This is a genomic window from Candidatus Omnitrophota bacterium, from assembly GCA_030688425.1.
Lineage (GTDB): Bacteria > Omnitrophota > Gorgyraeia > Zapsychrales > JANLHA01 > JAUYIB01.
Genome location: JAUYIB010000012.1, coordinates 420,611 through 435,135 on the forward strand (window position 1 = coordinate 420,611; position 14,525 = coordinate 435,135).

Below are 14,525 nucleotides of genomic sequence, written 5' to 3' on the forward strand. Positions count from 1 at the left end.
AGAGGATCGAGACATATATTCCGACGATAATAACGGCGTAAACGGCCGCCTTCTTTTTCCGTGTCATCAAATTTCAACCGGGTCCGTGCCTCTGCCGGAGGGCCTCATACACCAGAACCGCCGTGGACGCCGAGACGTTCAGGGAATCGGCGCGGCCTTTCATCGGGATCTTCACCTTCAAGTCCGCCCTCTCCATCCAGAACGGGCTCAAACCTTTTTCCTCGCTGCCCACCACGATGGCCGTCGGTGCCTTGAAATCACAGCCGGAATAAACCGTTTCCGCGGACGGAGTGGCCGCGCAGACGCGGACGCCTTTTTGCCGCAGGGCCTCGGCCGCTTCCCCGTTGCCGGCGACAAAGACCGGGACGGTGAACACCGTGCCGAGACTGGACCGGATCACGTTGGGGTTAAAAATGTCCGTCTGGGGATTGGCCACGATCAGGGCGTCCACCCCGGCCGCGTCGCAGGTCCGCAGGATCGCGCCCAGGTTGCCGGGTTTCTCGACGTGTTCCGCCACCACGATCAGCGGACAAGCCGTCCAGCGGATATCTTTCAACCCTTTCGGCTGAAGAAAACACACGCCCAGGACCCCGTCCTGGCGGTCGCCGTATCCGATCTTGGCAAAGACCTCTTTCGAAGTCTCATTGAGGACGGCTTCGTGGGCTTTACAAAATCTGGCCAGCGCCCGGTCCGACGCGCTGTCCAGGATGTCGCGGCAAAGATAAACCTCCTGGAAGCGCACCCCGGCCTCAAAAGCGCGCAGGATCTCCCTCGCGCCCTCGACCACGGTGAGACCGCTCTCCTCACGGGTCTTGCGGTCCCGCAGCTTCACGATCTGCTTGATCTTCGGATTGGTCAGGCTCGTAATGATCATCGGCATGCCCGCTTCAGAATTTTCACGATCTCCTCGTTCTCCCGGAAATTCTCCGTCCGCCACGAACGGATGATCTCCTCTTTTTTCTCAGGCCACAATTCGGCGTAAGTGTCCCACCCGCTCAACGGCCCCTGACGGTTCACCCACGCCGGATTATCATAATAACTGAAGAGGCCGTCAGGGAAAACATGATTCTTCACGGCTTTGTAGGTCCAGTACGTCCAGTGAAAACCAAATTCCTCAAACGCCTTGAGGGCGTCCGCCACCCAGAGACCCTCTCCGTAACGGCCTTCCCTGTTATTAACGCCGAATTCGCCGACAAAAACCGGCACGCCCCGCTCCCGGGAAAGGCCTTGGTACTCCTCGAGTTTTCCTCGGATCGAACCCGCGTCATGCCGGCCATGCAGTGTTTCCCATGGGTACGCCAGGTGCGGGACCCAGTTAAAAGTGAACTCCAGCGCTCCATAATAGTGGACGCTGACCGCCAGGTTGTCGTCGTCAAACCGCTCCAGGCACGCCGCGTCCTGCGCCCAGCGGTTGCCTTCCAGAAAAATGATATGGTTCTTGTCCACGCTCCGGATCGTCCGGATCAACTGCCGGTAAAGATCGTTAAGCGGCCCCGCGTCCGGCAGGACAGGCTCGTTCAGAAGATCATACCCGGCCACGGCCGGCTCATCTCGGTAACGGTCCGCCAGAAATTTCCACAGCGCCAGTGTCCGGTCCCGGCAGGATTTCTTCGTCCACAGGTCCGCGGTTCCCAGGCTGTCGGAATGCCAGTCATGGTTCTGTGCGCCGCAGGCGCCGTGCAAATCCAGGACCACCCACAGTCCGCACTCTTTGGCCCAGCCGACCGTCCGGTCCAGGAGTTTCACGCCGTCATGGTCATAAACATCCGGCGCGGTTTCCACCAGCCGGTGATTGAACGGCAGACGGACGCAATTGAACCCAATATCCGCGATGCGGCGAAAATCGTCCGCGCGGATGAAATTGGCGCGGAATTCCGATTCAAACTCTTTGAGCGCCCTCTCCCCTGCAGCAGAAAGAAATTTTTTCTTAAATGCCTGTTCGGCGGCGTTGGGGGCGTGGAGGATATACCCCTCCATCATCAGCCACCCGCCAAGGTTCACGCCCTTGAGGATGACGGGATCGTTCCCGGCGACAATGTTCTGCCCTTGGACACGGAGGAAACGGGACACGGCAGGCCTCAAATGAATCCATGCTTTTTCAAAAAAAGTCTCAATCCCTCCACATATTCCGGGCGGGAGGTGATGAATCCTTCATTGTGCGAGCCGCGGATGACAACGAGCTCTTTCGGGTCCCGGGCCGCGTCAAACATCTTTTTCCCCTGGCGGAAAGGAACGATCTCGTCATCCCGGCTGTGCAGGACCAGCGTCGGGGCAGACACCTTGGCGGCCATGCCGACGGCATCCAGCTTCGCGCTCAACAGCCAGGAAGGGACTCCCGGCACAATCAGTTTGGCCATGTCCGCCGCGGATGTGAACGCGGAATCCAGGACCAGGGCGCCGGCCGGTTTGCGCGACGCCACATACGTCGCGGCCACCCCGCCCAGGGATTCGCCGTAAACGATGATCCGGGACGGCGGGACCTTTTTATCACCGGCCAGCCACGCGTACGCCGCGCCGGCGTCTTTGTAAAGGCCGGCCTCGCTGGGCTTTCCTTCGCTTTTGCCGTAACCGCGGTAATCCACGATAAAAACGTTCAGGCCGAGATCATGGAAGATCAGAACCTTTTCCAGGCGGTCGCCGATGTTGCCGGCGTTGCCGTGAAAAACCAGCAGGGTCGCCGTGGCGCCGGCCCGGGGCACAAACCATCCGTTCAACCGGACATGGTCCGAGGTGATGAACGTGACATCCTCATACGCCAGGCCGATCTGCGAAGGATGGTAAGAAATCGTCCGGGAAGGATAAAAAATCGAGACCGATTCCAGGTAACGGACAAACAAACCGAACAGACCGATCGCGGCGACCGCGAAAATGAGGAATTTGATCATCATGCCGGAAACGTTATGCCTTTTCGCGTTCAAGGTCCTGACGGGTCTTTCTCTGGGGGAGCAGATTGATCATCAAACGGACGGCCTTGAGCACGTCTGCCATGGAGCAGGGTTTCGTCAGGTAGTGGTCCGCCTCCAGCGAAAACCCCTGCTTCATGTCGTCCAGCTCGACGCGGCCGGAGATGATGATGACCGGCTGCCACTTGTCCGACGGAGGATGCTCCCGCAGATTTCTCAGGACGGTGAAACCGTCCATCTTGGGCATGTTGAGGTCCAAAAGGACGATGTCCGGATTTTCGCTCCCGATCTTGGCCCAGGCCTCTTCCCCGTCCGCGGCCGAGACCGTCTCAAAGCCTTCCAGGGACAGTTTCTTGACCATGGCGGCCAGCACGTCCGGTTCATCGTCGGCAACAAGAATTTTTAACACAGCGTTCCTCTCCTGTTTCTCTAAAAAGGGAAATCCTGTCTCCTTCAAATATTACAAGGATACTCCGTCGAATGCAATCAATTTCAACTCGAAACGGGGCGGCGCAACACCGGAAGGCGGCAGGCAGGGCTCTAAAGACGGGCGGAGGTGTAGCTCTTGATGTCGTAATCGATTTCCTTGGCCGGCATCTCGATCTTGTCGATCAAAACACCGCCCTTTTTGCAGAAATCCGTGGCCAGGGTGTCGTGGAAATCCGAAAAAACGACGATCCGCTTGATGCCGGCGGTGATCAGCGCCTTGGCGCAAGTCGTGCAGGGCATGTTGGTCACATAGGCCGTGGCCCCCTCGACCGCGTGTCCGCGCCGGGCGGCCTGGACCAGGGCGTTCATCTCCGCGTGCACGGTGCGGACGCAGTGGTTGTCCACCACCAGACACCCGACATCTTCGCAATGCTCGTCGCCGGGGATGGACCCGTTGTACCCCGTGGCGATGACGTTCTTGTTCTTGACCAGAACGCAGCCGCAGTGCATCCGAGGGCAGGTGGCCCGCTCGGACGCCAGCATGGCGAGCTTCAGAAAGTACTCGTCCCAATTCGGCCGTTTCTTTTTCATAAAAGATCCCTCAAATTCAAAATCAATAATTATTCATATTAACAGAATATGGCCGGATTGCAAGCCCGCGGATCAAGCCGCCAGCTGGAGGCCCAGCCGCCGGAAGCCTTCCTGAAAGATCTGCGGCTCCGGCAAAAGGCTGATCACCAGATGGGCCCCGTCCTCAAAATCAAAAAAATACCCGGGGTGGACATAGACCCGGTGTTTTTCCAGCAGATTCAAGGCCAGTTCTTCCTCGGAAATGTCCGGAGACAAACGCAGGACCGCATACCAGCCGGCCTGGGCCGAGAGGCATTCCGTTCCCGGGGGCAGGTGCTGTTCTACAAATTCACGGTTCTGCCTGACCCGCGCCCGGGCCTGGGTCTGGATCTCCTCCTGGCAGGCGGACCACGCCGGCAGGGCGTTCTGGACCGGCGTGTTCACCGACAGATACGTGTCGGCGATCACCTCCAGCCGCCGGGCCGCCTCCCGGGTTTCCTCAGCCGGGCCGCTCACAACGATCCAGGACAATTTCATCTGCGGCAGGGCCAGGGCCTTGGACACGCCGCCCAGCACAAATGTCAGCGCTTCCTGCTGGCCGGCCAGGGAAAACCTCCCGGGGTTCGGGTCTTTCCAGGAATAATCCAGAAAAACTTCATCGCTAATCAGGGCCAGGCCCTTCTCCCGGCAGATCCGGTTCAACCGGCCGCGCTCGTCAGGAGAAACATACGACCCCGTCGGATTGTTGGGATTGACCAGGGCGATGGCCCTGGTCCGGTCCCGGATCTCCGATGCCAGGGATTCAAAATCGACGGTCCACCCGCCGGCATAAGCCAGGGAATAAAAATCCATCACGATATCGCTGAGGTCCACCAAAAATTGAAAAAGAGGATAGCTGGGGCGGGGAAACAGGACCCGATCGTCCGGGTCGGCCAGAAGCCGGAACAGAAAACTGTAGGCCTCGGAGGTGCTGGACGTTAAAAAAACCTGCGACGGATCCACGGGAAGCCTGAACCGCCGGTAATAACGGCACACCTCCTCCCGCGCCGCCGCCAAACCCTGGGGATGCGGGAGGTACGAAAGATTATCCGGGCTGGACAGGGCCGGCAGGATCCGGTCTGAAGGGTAGGCAAACCCGCAACGCGTGGGGTTGGACTCGGTCAGGTCATAGACCTGGCCGCCGCGCCGCAGATCCTCCCAGAGGGACGTCAGACGGTTAGCCGACAATTCCCAGTCTGTGCGGCGGGAGAACCGGATTTTTTCTTCCCTGTTCTGCTGGGTTTTACGCCGATCCATGCCTCACGCCGCTCCCGTCGGCCGTTTCAGGCGGGTAATCTCCTTCTCCCGGTCCTTCAACAAAATTTCCAGCTTGTCATATTCGGACTTGGCGATGAACGTGGTGTCTTCGGCCTTTTTCTGCATCCGGGAATTGATCTCGCGCAGTTCCAGGAGGTCCTTCCGGTCAACCTCCCCCTGGGCCTTCAATTTCAGGATCTCGGATTCCAGCGCCTTCCGGGCCGCGGATTCATTCGTGAAATTCTGCCGCAGCTCCTTGGCCTCGCGCTCAAGCATCAGCCGCTGGGTGTGCTCCTCCTCGAGCTTGGCCTCGCTCCGTTGAAGATTTTCCTTCAGGGCCTGGAACTCGCGCGCACGTTTTTCCACGTCGGCCTCTTCCTTCTTCTGCCATCCGCGCTCCTGGGACATCTTCTCCTGGAGTTTTTTGTACTTCTCGCGCTCAACGGCCAGCTCTTTTTCGGCCAACTTGGCCTTTTTCTCGAAGGCCACGACTTCGGCGCGCAGCTCCAGGATGTGCTTCTCCATCTTCAGGCAGGCCGCCTTCCAGTCTTTCTGCGCGTCCGGGTCTTCGATCTTGGGCGCGTCCGGCCTGCGGCGGCGGCTTTTCTCGGTCGGCAAAAGCCACAGCACCAGAAGAAACAGGATGATCCCGACGATCACGATGAGGGCCATCATTTCCAAGGACATGATTCAAAACCTCCCTGCAAAAAAGAATATTTTCTCAACATGAAAACAACGATACCGCAAAACCCCCCATTAATCAAGTCTTTCCGGGCGCCCGTTTCTGTCCCCGCAGGCTCTCCCAGTTGGAACGCGCCGGGGCAAACTGGGGATCGATCTCCAGGGCCTTGCGCAAAAAAACCTCGGCCCGGTCCGGGTGCCCCTGCAAAATCAGGCACACGGCGAGGTTGGTCAGGGCCTTCGGGTCGCGGGGGTCCAGCTCGACGGCCTTCTCGAAATGCTGCCGGGCAAGATTCACCCAGCCCATGCGCGCGTAGACCGTGCCCAGATTGTTTTCCACCACGGCATCCGCGGGGTCAATGACCAGGGCCTTTTCATACTGCGCGACCGCGGCCTTCAAGTCCCCCCGGGCTTCATGACTGTGCGCCCAGTCAGAATGGACCCCTTTGAGCAGAGACAAATAAAATGATCTGGCCCGAGGGTCTCCGGCCCTGGCGGCGTAGCCGTTAAAAATCTCCGCCGCCCGGTGGAATTCCTCCGCGGCTTGCTCCTGCCGGCCTTCAAAATAATACGCGCGTCCCAGCAGGGCGCGCAGGCGCCCTATCCCCGGCTCATAGCGCACGGCCCGTTCAAAAAGCGGGACCTCCCCGCGCCAAAACGTGTTCTGCCGGATCGTCAATCCGGCGCAGGCAAGCAGGATCACACCGAAACAGATCACCCCCGCGTCTGCGGCCCGGGACTTAAAAATCCGATTAAACATGTCCCTGCCCACGCCAAGGGCCACAACCGCAAACCCCGCCGCCGGAAGATACAAAAAATGCTCAAAGGCCGCGACAAAAGAATATTCGTGGATGAGCGGAAGGACGTTGAGCGTCGGGGCCAGCGTGATGAAAAACCAGCCCAACCCGAAGACCAAATCCTGCCGGGCGGTCCCGCGGGACCGCCGGACCGCCGCGGACATCATCACCAGAACAGCCCCCAGCCCGAGCCATCCTCCCGCCGACGGGGAGAGGACATCGATGCTCCGGTAATAATGCAGGCCCGCGGGCCAGGACAGAAGCTGCAGGTCCGTCAGGATCATCCGGGGCACGGCGAGCAGCCTTAAAAACAATTCCTCCCGGTGATCCAGCAAGGGCACCAGCCATTGGCCCAGAAAAATCTTGCGAAAGAGAAAATAGGAAAGTAGTATCCCGGCCAGGACCCAAATCGTGACCCGCCCTCCGGCCGCCGGTTTCCGGTTTCCGCCGCCCCGGTATGCCGCCTCATACCATAACAGCAAGACCGGCAGGACCGCCGCCTGCTCTTTGGACAGCAGGGCGACGGCAAACAACACCGCGGCCGCTGTCACCGTCAGGAAACGCCGGCCGCCCTCTTGTTCCTGAACGTTCAGGTACAGATGAAAAATCCCAAGAAACAGCCCCGCGAAAAAAAGGTTGGAAACCCCGGCGATACAGGCCACGGGTTCCGTCTGCACCGGGTGGAGCAGGAACAGCGCCGCTACGCCGAACGCGAAGGCCGGCCGGCGCAGGATCCGGCTCATCAGCAAATAGAGCAGACCGCCGTTGAAAATATGCAGGGCCGCGTTAAAAGCGTGAAATCCATGCGGGTTGCCGCCGGACACGGCATACAAAAGCCGGTAAAGGATATCCAGGACTGGGCGGTAATACGGATTGATCAACTCTCCGGCGGGACGGGCGGCGGCCGGGGCAAATATCCGGGCCAGGTCCCAGTCCCTGATCAGAGGATTATTCTGGATAAAAACAACATCGTCATGGACAAACGGATGCGGGATGGCGTTGACATAGGCCGCGGCCCCCAAACCGGCGAGCAGGACAAGAGCGGTCCGAGGGTTGGCGATTTTTTCCAGCAACAGCGCCGGGCGGGAAGACAGCATGGAAGTTTTTTTCAATGGGCCCCGACCTGGAGGAGCGTCGGCGGCGCAATTTCGCAGGGAGAAGGGTTCACCGGGCCGGCAGGTCCTGCTTGGCGGTGTTCATCAGAAACTGCGAGGCCCCCTGGGGCAGCCGGATCTCATGCATGGTTTTGACCTCAAAGTCGGATTGCGAACTCGAAAGCTCAACGGTGGCCATCCCCTGCGTGGGCTGTCCGCTCTGAAAATTGAACACGCCTTTGTCCAGCACGATCGGGGCCGTTTGCCCTTCGAGGAACCCGGCCTCGGCCTTGCCGAGGCTATCTCCCATCCGGACGATGTTGCGGATCAATTCCGGCTGAACGGTCCCGCCGGCCGCAAGCTGGGCGGTGATGGTCAAGAATTCCATCCGGCTGGGCCGCCCTTTCAGGCGGACGGACCCGTCAATCGCGCCCTGCAGCAAGGAAAACACGCCGCGGTTGACCGCTGTGAGCGATTCCGGCCTCAGTCGGCTGAATTCAAACCAAAAAATATACGCGGGGTCCGGCGTACGCTCCACAAGGACCTGCCCTTTTCCCTCCCCGCCATAGGCCTCCACCACGGCTTCCAGGATCTGGATCTTCGTATAATCGGCATCGATCCTGCCCTGGAGGCGGTCGAACCGGTAACCTTCCCAAGTGAACGGCCCCCCGTAAACAACCCCCTCGGCCCGGGCGATGTCCCCCTGCTTGGCGGTCAGCAGGATCTTGACCGTCAAGCCCTCGCCAGATCTCCCGGGGCCTTCCATCCGGATCCCCCGGATGTCCGCGCGGAATTTGTGCGGCAGTTTGGGAATGGCAAAAAAATCGTAGATCGTCACCTCTTCGGCAAGGAATTCGTCCCAAAGCCCGTTCTTATACTTCACCAGGGCCTTGACGTTTTTCAGCACGATCGTGTCCGGGGCCTTGTATTCCTGGTCGCCGATGGTAAAAGTCTGAAGGGGAAACGCCGGCAGATATTTCGCGGCCATGGACGGGATGATCTTGGACAGCAGCCAGGGGGAATTGAGGAGAAAATACAGCACACCGGCGACAATCGCCAGCAGGATCAAAAACGGTAGGACATGCTTTCTCATGACAGCGCCGCCTCCTCAGCGGCCCGGCAAGGGGTCAGGACGTTCCAAACTCGCGCCGGACCTCGTCCATGCAGATGACCAGCTTGGCGAACTCTTCGTCCATCTTGCGCAGGGCGTCCCCGAGGTCCTTTTGTTCCTTGTGCTCCGCCATCTTCTCTATCCTCTCCGCGACAGCGTGAACCGACTTGGCGGAAATGTTGCCGGCCGCCCCCTTGATGGAGTGGGCGACGTTCCGAATCTCCTCAAAGTTGACGTCCTCCAGGAGATCCAGAAGGATATCCTTTTTCTCCGCGTAATCCTCAGAAAAAATGTCCATCAGCTCCAGGAGAAGGTCCTTGTCCCCCTGCACGCGTTCGAGAACGTCCTCGAGATCAAAGATGCTTTTATCCATGGTGTCTCCATTTCCGGTTTTCAAAAAAGTTGTTCAATGGCCTCGTACAATTTCTGCCTGTCGATGGGCTTGGACACGTAGCCGTCCATGCCGCTCTGAAGGCACTGGGTCCTGTCCGCCGTCATGGCGCGGGCGGTCAGCGCGATGATGGGGATGTGCTTCTTCGTCGCCTTCTCCTGCTCGCGGATCAGGCGCGTGGCCTCAAAGCCGTCCATGATCGGCATCTGCGCGTCCATGAGGATCAAATCAAATTTTTCCTTCGCCATCAGGTCCAGGACCGCCTGCCCGTTCTCGACGGCCTTGACCTTCCAGCCGCGCTTTTCCAGCATGCGCGCGGCGATCTTCTGGTTGACAATGTTGTCCTCCGCGAGGAGGATCGCCAGGTCCTTGATCTCCCTGAGCGGCTTGTCTCCCGACGGCTCGGCAAAGTCCGGCGCCGGGGCGGGGACCTCCCTCTTTTCCGGAACGGTCTTCAGCCGCGCCGTGAAGGAAAACGTGCTCCCTTTGAATTCCTCGCTCTCCACCCAAATCCGGCCGTTCATCATCTCCACCAGCCTTTTGGAGATCGACAGCCCAAGCCCGGTGCCGCCGAAACGGCGCGTGGTCGACGGGTCCGCCTGGGTGAAGACGTCAAAAATAGCGTTCTGTTTGTCTTTGGGAATGCCGATGCCTTCATCCGCGACCGCGAACCGCAGCTCGAGTTCGTCTCCTTCGGCGCCCTCCACCCTCACGCTGGTGACGATCTTGCCCTGAAACGTGAATTTGATCGCGTTGTTGATGAGGTTGACCAGGACCTGCCGGACGCGGACCGGGTCTCCGACCAGGGTCTCCGGCACGGCCGGGTCCACGTCCCACGCCAGCTCAAGCTTCTTGTTCTGCGCCAGGACGGAAAGCCCCTTGCACACGCTTTTGACGATATTGTGGATGTTCATCTCGATCTGCTCAAGCTGGATCTTACCGGCCTCCACGCGGGACAGGTCGATGATATCGTTCAGCAGGCTCAGCAGGATGTCGGCGGCGTCCTTGGCCGTAGAGAGATTGTCGCGCTGTTCGAGAGACATCTCCGTGTCCAGGGTCAAATCGATCATCCCCAAAATGGTGTTCATCGGGGTCCGAACCTCGTGCGACATATTGGCCAGGAACAGGCTCTTGGCGCTGTTGGCCTCCTCGGCGATGGTCTTGGCCTGCAGGAGCATCTGCTGGAACCGTTTCTGTTCCGTGATGTCCTGCATGATCCCCACCGACCCGATAACCTGGTCGTTCGATCCCTTGAGGACGTTGACCGAAAGGTCCACGTCGATGAGGGTCCCGTCCTTTTTCAAGACCCGGGTCTCCAAGTGATGGCGCGAGCCGTATTTGCGGATCTCCGCGCTCCGGATTTTGTCATGCTCTTCGGCCGGATACAGCGATTTCACGGGCTTCAGATAAAGCTCTTCCCGCGAGAATCCCAGGAGCTGTTCGGCGTAACGGTTCCAGGAGACCAGGCGGTCCTGCTCATCGGTGAGCGTGATGGCCACCGCGGAGTTGTCCAGGATGATGCGGATCTTGTTCTCGGACTCCTTGATCCGGCGCTCGGCGGTCTTCTGCCGGGTGATGTCGTTCATGATCCCGATCGTGCCGATGACGACGCCTCCCGAGTCCTTGATGACCGACACCGACAGATTGACGTCCAGGACGCTGCCGTCCTTGCGCCGGACCTGGGTCTCGATGTCGGAAAGCATCCCTCTCTGCCGGATGCCGAGCGTCTGCAGCCGCTGCCACTCGGCCGACGGATAAAGTTCCTTGACGAACGTGTTGAACAGATCTTTTTTGTCCATGCCGAGAAATTTTTCGGCGTAAGGGTTCCAGGCGATGATCCTGTGCTCCTTGTCCGTCACGGTGATGGCGGCCGCCGAGTTGTTGAACACCAGGCGGAAGAGTTCCCTTGACTCCAGGAGGTCCTTTTCGAACTTTTTGTGGATCGCCGCTTCCTCAACGATCCCGTCGATCCAGAGGACCCGGCCCCGCCCGTCCTTCACCGCCCGGCAGCTCATCAGGCAGGTCACCGCGGTCTTGTCCTTGGCCTTCAGCCGGACCTCTTCATAGACGCAGAACCCCGCCTCCGAGATCCGGAGGTCGAGTTCCCGCGGTTTCGCCGGGTCAACGAACAGCTGGCCCCACGCCATTTCCAGGATCTCGTCCGACGAGTATCCCAGGATCCCCCCCAGGACGGGATTCGCAAAAACAAACTTGCTCCGGGCCCCGGGAAGACGGCGGAAGGCGCCCAGTCCCAGCCGGGACACGAGATTGCCGAACGCGAATGGTTCCTGTTTATTTTTTTGCGGCATACGTGAAAGGACGCTACCTTACTTCATCTTGATCCTGGCATTTTTCAGGATCGCCAAGAAATTAAAAGTGACGACAACGGCCGTCAGAGACGCCATGCACACCTTGATGATCGCCCTCCACTCCTGGCTGATATCCGTGGTGGTCACCCCGTTGGCCACATACCCGATGATGGCCAGCGCCAGGATGATCGAAGACCCGGCGACCAGATACAGCAGAAGCGAAAACATGAACGACAGCGCAACAACGATAAAATTATAAACAAAAATATTGCCTTGCGCGATCTTGCTGGCAGCCCTGCCGATTCTTTCCATTGTGCACCTCAATGAGTCCCGCTGCTTTCTTGCGAAAGCAAGAAGCGGGACGGACCCACTCCATTCCGTTCAGGGTGGTTTGGGCCAGAGGGACCAAACCATTGATCCCGGCCGTCTTTCCCTGCAAAGCGGTCGGGGCAGCCGGGACGGAATCACAGGCCTTCTGTCCTGATCCGTTCCTGCTCTTTTTTCACGGCCGCGATGCGGTCCTCCAGATACGGGTGGGACCGCAGCAACAGCGGGACCTCGGGGCCCTTCGACTCCTGATTGAGGATCTCGAAGGTTTTCACCATCCCGTCCATGTCGTATCCGGCCAGAGACATATACTTCAACCCGAGCCGGTCGGCCTCGTATTCGTCCTTGCGGCTGTACGAAGAAAAAACCAGATTCATGACGGCCCCGGTTCCCAGGGCGGCGATCTGCCGGGTCTGCTCCTGTTTGGTCACCTGGTTCAGGATGATGCCGCTGATCAGGTCGTACCCGACCGCGGCCTGGAACTTCTTGACCGTGTGCCGGGCCGCGCAGTGGCCGATCTCATGCGCCAGGACCGCGGCCACCTCATCGTCGGATTTCATGCGGTCCATCAGCCCCGTGTGCATGTAGATGTTGCCCCCGGGGGTGGTGAAGGCGTTGAGGTCCTTGGAGTCGACGAGAAAAAAATGGTATTCGTAATCCTGGCGGTCCGACACCTGGGCGAGCTTCTGCCCGATCCGCTCCAGCCGCGCCGCCTGGGCCTTATTGTCCGACGGCTTGTACTGCTCCATGATCTGGCGGTGGACGTCCTGCCCCATGGACACTTCGTAGTCCGTCGGGATGAAAATGAACTCCCGGCGCTGGGTGGCCGCGTTATACGACCCTAAGCTCGCGCACCCCGTTACGGACACCGCCAAGATCAGCGCGCTCAAAAAACGCGCCGCGAATTCCCGATGCATACGGAACATCATCCTTGCTGACACCCCGGCCGGTCACCGCTGAAAACTCACCACGTTCTGCCACCAGCCGTGGCTTTTCCACCGCCGGATCTGGCCCCAGAGTTTCCGGGCCCCGGCGCTCTTGAGAAACTTCGGGGCCCGCGCGAAGAACAGGCGCGCGCCCAGATACCCTTCGTCGTAATATTCCTTGGCCTGCAAAAGGCACTCCAGGATGTCGGCGTCCCGCGCGACAAGGCTTTCCGGCGACTGCTGGTCGTCGTAATGGCGGCGGAACTCCTCGAGCTTTTTTCTCACCGACGGGGCCAGGGCCTTCATCTGGTCGGCGAAGACCTTCTTTTCCGCTTCCTTGAAATTGATATAAAAATGGCCCATCTTGTGCAGGTCGTTGATCCGCGCCTCATGGATGTCGTTGAACAGACACATGGTCATCACCTGGAACGGGTCCACCCCTTCCAGGTAGGCCAGATAAAAACCGATCACGGCGGTGCGGAAGCTGTGCTCGGCGACGCTCTCCGGGTCCTTGATCCCCGCCACCCACCATCCGCTGCGCTTCACCTTTTTCAGCAGGCCGGCTTCGGCGAAGAAATTCAGCGCGGCGGTGAGGTCGCCGCGGGATGGTCCCCGCGATGTCTTTTTCCCGGTTCTCATGAATGCTTCTCCCCGCCGGAGGACGCCCCGGCCCGGGACGGCGCGGCCGATGTTCTCTTCTGCCGAAAAATCTCATAGGCCATGACCAGCGTGGCCTGCGCCACGTTGAGCGACAGGCGAGGATGAGCCATGGGGATCGTCACTTCCACATCCAAATGTTTTTTGACGACGTCGCGGATGCCCTTCTGCTCCGAGCCGACCACCAGCGCCAGCGGAAACGGCAGGGGAACGGCGCGGACATCCTGTCCTCCCTCGACCACCGCACCGGCCGCCCAGAACCCGGCCTCCTTGACCGTGTCGATGGCCTGGGTCAGGTTGGACACGCGGGAGACGGAAATGAAATTGTCGGCGCCGGACGCCACGCGCAGGACCGACTCCGTGACATCCACGGAATCATGCTTCGGGATCACGATCCCGAACCCTCCCAGGCAGGACAGGCCGCGGATGATCGAACCCAGATTCTGGGGATCGTTAAGCCCGTCGAGAAAAACCAGGGTCTGTCCCTTGCTCAGGGCCGTTTCGGCCATTTCGCCGAACGGCACATAGGCGAAATCCGACGTCTCGGCCAGGATCCCCTGCGTGTTGACGTTCCGGGCCAGCTTCAAAATCTTGGAATACGGCACCGACACCATGGGGATGCCGTGTTTTCTCGCTTTTTTCTGGACGTAACCGGTCTCCGGATGGCCTTCCTGGACGAAAAGCTTTTTGATGCTCTGCGGGTTCGTCTTGAGCCGTTCCAGGACCGGGTTTCTGCCGTAAATTCTCATGGTTGAGACCGGACGTCCGGATTCTCGACGGTCTCCCTCTGCTTCTGAACGTGACCGGCGTATTGTTCATCGAGTTGTTTTTTCCGCTCAAGATACTCGGCGTACGTGATGTCCTTGCGCAGGTACCGGCTTTCGAGCGCATCCGACTGCTCCTGGTACTGGGCAAAGTCCGGATCCGCCAGGATCGCCGACGGGTCGTCCATGATCGTCTGCAGGCGCTCGGTCCCGGAAGCGCACCCGGCCGCGGCCAACAGGACCACGGTCAACATAAGGTATCTCATTCTG

General features: G+C 59.6%; 16 protein-coding genes. All 16 read right to left on the reverse strand.

The features are described 5' to 3' along the window. Positions 1–73: 73 nt before the first annotated feature. Complete coding sequence (locus Q8Q08_03080; GenBank protein ID MDP2652995.1) at positions 74–880, reverse strand: RNA methyltransferase; 807 nt, start codon at positions 878–880, stop codon at positions 74–76. Continuing rightward, a complete protein-coding gene (locus Q8Q08_03085; GenBank protein ID MDP2652996.1) occupies positions 871–2,082 on the reverse strand; it encodes a glycoside hydrolase family 5 protein in 1,212 nt (403 codons plus the stop codon). The genes Q8Q08_03080 and Q8Q08_03085 overlap by 10 nt, the downstream gene beginning before the upstream one ends. After that, a complete protein-coding gene (locus Q8Q08_03090) occupies positions 2,079–2,888 on the reverse strand; it encodes an alpha/beta hydrolase (protein MDP2652997.1) in 810 nt (269 codons plus the stop codon). Before Q8Q08_03090 ends, Q8Q08_03085 begins: the two co-directional genes overlap by 4 nt. Before the next feature lie 10 nt (positions 2,889–2,898). After that, positions 2,899–3,312 (reverse strand): response regulator, encoded by a 414-nt coding sequence (locus Q8Q08_03095; protein MDP2652998.1) that lies wholly within the window; start codon positions 3,310–3,312, stop codon positions 2,899–2,901. A gap of 131 nt (positions 3,313–3,443) precedes the next feature. Continuing rightward, on the reverse strand, positions 3,444–3,923 hold the full coding sequence (locus Q8Q08_03100) for a cytidine/deoxycytidylate deaminase family protein (protein MDP2652999.1): 480 nt from the start codon (positions 3,921–3,923) through the stop codon (positions 3,444–3,446). 72 nt (positions 3,924–3,995) lie between these two features. Further along, positions 3,996–5,198 carry a pyridoxal phosphate-dependent aminotransferase gene (locus Q8Q08_03105; protein MDP2653000.1) on the reverse strand — a complete coding sequence of 401 codons (1,203 nt, stop codon included), beginning with the start codon at positions 5,196–5,198 and terminating at the stop codon, positions 3,996–3,998. A gap of 3 nt (positions 5,199–5,201) precedes the next feature. Continuing rightward, on the reverse strand, positions 5,202–5,885 hold the full coding sequence (locus tag Q8Q08_03110; protein ID MDP2653001.1) for a hypothetical protein: 684 nt from the start codon (positions 5,883–5,885) through the stop codon (positions 5,202–5,204). 73 nt (positions 5,886–5,958) lie between these two features. After that, positions 5,959–7,773, reverse strand: coding sequence for a tetratricopeptide repeat protein (locus Q8Q08_03115; GenBank protein ID MDP2653002.1), 1,815 nt, complete (start codon positions 7,771–7,773; stop codon positions 5,959–5,961). A gap of 67 nt (positions 7,774–7,840) precedes the next feature. Then, positions 7,841–8,863 (reverse strand): hypothetical protein, encoded by a 1,023-nt coding sequence (locus Q8Q08_03120; protein ID MDP2653003.1) that lies wholly within the window; start codon positions 8,861–8,863, stop codon positions 7,841–7,843. A 34-nt stretch (positions 8,864–8,897) separates the two neighbouring features. Beyond that, positions 8,898–9,254, reverse strand: coding sequence for an Hpt domain-containing protein (locus tag Q8Q08_03125; GenBank protein ID MDP2653004.1), 357 nt, complete (start codon positions 9,252–9,254; stop codon positions 8,898–8,900). Between the two features lie 20 nt (positions 9,255–9,274). Then, complete coding sequence (locus Q8Q08_03130; GenBank protein ID MDP2653005.1) at positions 9,275–11,581, reverse strand: PAS domain S-box protein; 2,307 nt, start codon at positions 11,579–11,581, stop codon at positions 9,275–9,277. Positions 11,582–11,599: 18 nt separating this feature from the next. Next, positions 11,600–11,893 carry a hypothetical protein gene (locus Q8Q08_03135; protein ID MDP2653006.1) on the reverse strand — a complete coding sequence of 98 codons (294 nt, stop codon included), beginning with the start codon at positions 11,891–11,893 and terminating at the stop codon, positions 11,600–11,602. A gap of 152 nt (positions 11,894–12,045) precedes the next feature. After that, positions 12,046–12,825, reverse strand: a complete 780-nt coding sequence (locus Q8Q08_03140; GenBank protein ID MDP2653007.1) for a M48 family metallopeptidase — start codon at positions 12,823–12,825, stop codon at positions 12,046–12,048. A gap of 33 nt (positions 12,826–12,858) precedes the next feature. Then, entirely contained in the window at positions 12,859–13,473 is a 615-nt protein-coding gene (locus Q8Q08_03145) for an HD domain-containing protein (protein MDP2653008.1), read from the reverse strand. Further along, a complete protein-coding gene (locus Q8Q08_03150) occupies positions 13,470–14,240 on the reverse strand; it encodes an RNA methyltransferase (protein MDP2653009.1) in 771 nt (256 codons plus the stop codon). The genes Q8Q08_03145 and Q8Q08_03150 overlap by 4 nt, the downstream gene beginning before the upstream one ends. Further along, positions 14,237–14,521, reverse strand: a complete 285-nt coding sequence (locus tag Q8Q08_03155; GenBank protein ID MDP2653010.1) for a hypothetical protein — start codon at positions 14,519–14,521, stop codon at positions 14,237–14,239. Before Q8Q08_03155 ends, Q8Q08_03150 begins: the two co-directional genes overlap by 4 nt. Between the last annotated feature and the right edge of the window lie 4 nt (positions 14,522–14,525).

Bases quoted from the DNA above. Each gene is read 5' to 3' on its own strand.
- Q8Q08_03080 (MDP2652995.1), bottom strand. From the start codon at position 880: ATGCCGATGATCATTACGAGCCTGACCAATCCGAAGATCAAGCAGATC.
- Q8Q08_03090 (MDP2652997.1), bottom strand. From the start codon at position 2,888: ATGATGATCAAATTCCTCATTTTCGCGGTCGCCGCGATCGGTCTGTTC.
- Q8Q08_03100 (MDP2652999.1), bottom strand. From the start codon at position 3,923: ATGAAAAAGAAACGGCCGAATTGGGACGAGTACTTTCTGAAGCTCGCC.
- Q8Q08_03105 (MDP2653000.1), bottom strand. From the start codon at position 5,198: ATGGATCGGCGTAAAACCCAGCAGAACAGGGAAGAAAAAATCCGGTTC.
- Q8Q08_03110 (MDP2653001.1), bottom strand. From the start codon at position 5,885: ATGTCCTTGGAAATGATGGCCCTCATCGTGATCGTCGGGATCATCCTG.
- Q8Q08_03115 (MDP2653002.1), bottom strand. From the start codon at position 7,773: ATGCTGTCTTCCCGCCCGGCGCTGTTGCTGGAAAAAATCGCCAACCCT.
- Q8Q08_03120 (MDP2653003.1), bottom strand. From the start codon at position 8,863: ATGAGAAAGCATGTCCTACCGTTTTTGATCCTGCTGGCGATTGTCGCC.
- Q8Q08_03125 (MDP2653004.1), bottom strand. From the start codon at position 9,254: ATGGATAAAAGCATCTTTGATCTCGAGGACGTTCTCGAACGCGTGCAG.
- Q8Q08_03130 (MDP2653005.1), bottom strand. From the start codon at position 11,581: ATGCCGCAAAAAAATAAACAGGAACCATTCGCGTTCGGCAATCTCGTG.
- Q8Q08_03135 (MDP2653006.1), bottom strand. From the start codon at position 11,893: ATGGAAAGAATCGGCAGGGCTGCCAGCAAGATCGCGCAAGGCAATATT.
- Q8Q08_03140 (MDP2653007.1), bottom strand. From the start codon at position 12,825: ATGCATCGGGAATTCGCGGCGCGTTTTTTGAGCGCGCTGATCTTGGCG.
- Q8Q08_03145 (MDP2653008.1), bottom strand. From the start codon at position 13,473: ATGAGAACCGGGAAAAAGACATCGCGGGGACCATCCCGCGGCGACCTC.
- Q8Q08_03150 (MDP2653009.1), bottom strand. From the start codon at position 14,240: ATGAGAATTTACGGCAGAAACCCGGTCCTGGAACGGCTCAAGACGAAC.
- Q8Q08_03155 (MDP2653010.1), bottom strand. From the start codon at position 14,521: ATGAGATACCTTATGTTGACCGTGGTCCTGTTGGCCGCGGCCGGGTGC.